Origin of the sequence: Shimia litoralis (assembly GCF_005518135.1) — a bacterium.
Lineage (GTDB): Bacteria > Pseudomonadota > Alphaproteobacteria > Rhodobacterales > Rhodobacteraceae > Shimia_E > Shimia_E litoralis.
The window spans coordinates 1-1,855 of sequence record NZ_SULI01000055.1; the positions used below are offsets into that span (position 1 = coordinate 1).

Sequence of the window (1,855 nt, forward strand, 5' to 3'; positions counted from 1 at the left end):
GGCGCGACGCAGCAGGTGACAGTGCCGGTGACGGTCACCGACAGCACAGGTGCAACGGACACCGAGAACCTCGTCATCACCGTGACCGGCACAAATGACGGCCCGGCCGTCAGCGGCCCGGTCACGCTGCCCGGCGGCACCGAGGACACGTCGGTGCAGATCACGGCGGCGCAGCTGCTGGAGCATGCGACGGATGCTGACACTGGAGATCAACTCGCAGTCACTGGCCTGACGGCCAGCCACGGCACGATCACGGGCGACGCGGCAACCGGATTCACCTTCACGCCGGACGCCAATTACAACGGTCCAGTCAGCCTGAGCTACACCGTCACGGACGGACATGGTGGTTCTGTGGCGCAGACCGCAAGCCTGACGCTCGGCGCCGTTGGAGATCCAGCCATCATCGGCGGCGTGGATACAGGCGACGTGACCGAGAACAAAGCCGGTCAGGATATGTCGCCAGACTATGCGCAACCGGGTATGGCAACCCTGGGCCGGGCACAGCTCTATGCCGACGGTCAACTTACTATCCTTGATCCGGACACGGGCGAGAACCAGTTCGACACTCGCGGCAGCATGGGTATGAACTACTCTGGGACCTATGGCGATCTGCGGCTGAACTCAGACGGCTCCTGGCACTATTACGGCGATGCAGGTCACATCCGTGTGACTGGCGGCAGGACTACCACGCGCGGCACGGCGATCGACCAGCTTGGCGAAGGGCAAACGCTGACCGACACGATCACTGTCTATTCCAAGGACGGTACCGCGCATGACATCACGATCACGATCCATGGTAGCAATGACCGCCCTTACTGTTCGTCCGAAGTTGCGCTCACGCCCGGCACCGAGGACACCGCGCAGACGCTCACCAAGGCACAGCTGTTGGCCAACACGGTCGAAGTGGACGCCAATGATGCAGGCAAGCTGTCCATCGCAGGGCTGCGCGCCGATCACGGTTCGATCCGGGACAATGGTGATGGCACCTATACGTTCACGCCTGCGCGCGACTACAACGGCGCGGTTCACTTCACTTATGACGTCAAGGACGCCCATGGCGGCGTGACGCATACGGGGGCAACGACCACGCTTGCCGCCGTCAGTGATGCCGCAATCATCGGCGGCACCGACACCGGCTCTGCTACCGAAGATCATGTCACAGGGCGCATCGTGATCAGCGGGCTGCTGACAGTGAGCGATCCCGACGGCCCTTCGCAGGAACACTTCCAGTACAGCCAGTTCGGAGAGCACGCGATCTCGGATCCGTTTGGCGGCAACTTGCATATCGATTCTGCAGGCAGCTGGAGTTATGTCACGGACAACAGCAACCCTGCCGTTCAGCAGCTGGCAGCCGGGCAGGAAGGGCATGCCACGTATCGTGTTCGCTCTTCCGACGGCACAACGCATCAGATTCAGATCACGATTCACGGGACGAATGACGCGCCGGTTCTGAGTGCGTCGACGGCCTCGGCAACCGAGGACGGTCAGTCCGTGACGGGACAAGTGTCGGGCACGGATGTGGATACGGGCGACGCGCTGGCCTATTCGCTGGGCAGCGCTGCGCCGGCGGGCTTCACGCTGAACCCCGATGGCAGCTGGAGCTTCGATCCGGCCGATGCGGCCTACCAGCATCTCGCCGCAGGCGCGACGCAGCAGGTGACAGTGCCGGTGACGGTCACCGACAGCACAGGTGCGACAGACACACAGAACCTCGTCATCACCGTCACAGGCACCAATGATGGTCCGACCGTCAGCGGTCCCGTTACGCTTCCGGGCGGGACCGAGGACACATCGGTGCAGATCACGGCGGCGCAGCTTCTTGCCCATGCCACGGATATAGACACGGGTGACACCC

General features: G+C 63.1%; 1 protein-coding gene. It reads left to right on the forward strand.

Going from position 1 to position 1,855, the window contains the following annotated elements:
- The coding region (locus FAP39_RS17265) for a cadherin-like domain-containing protein (RefSeq protein ID WP_138017612.1) at positions 1–1,855 on the forward strand (1,855 nt) is incomplete at both ends.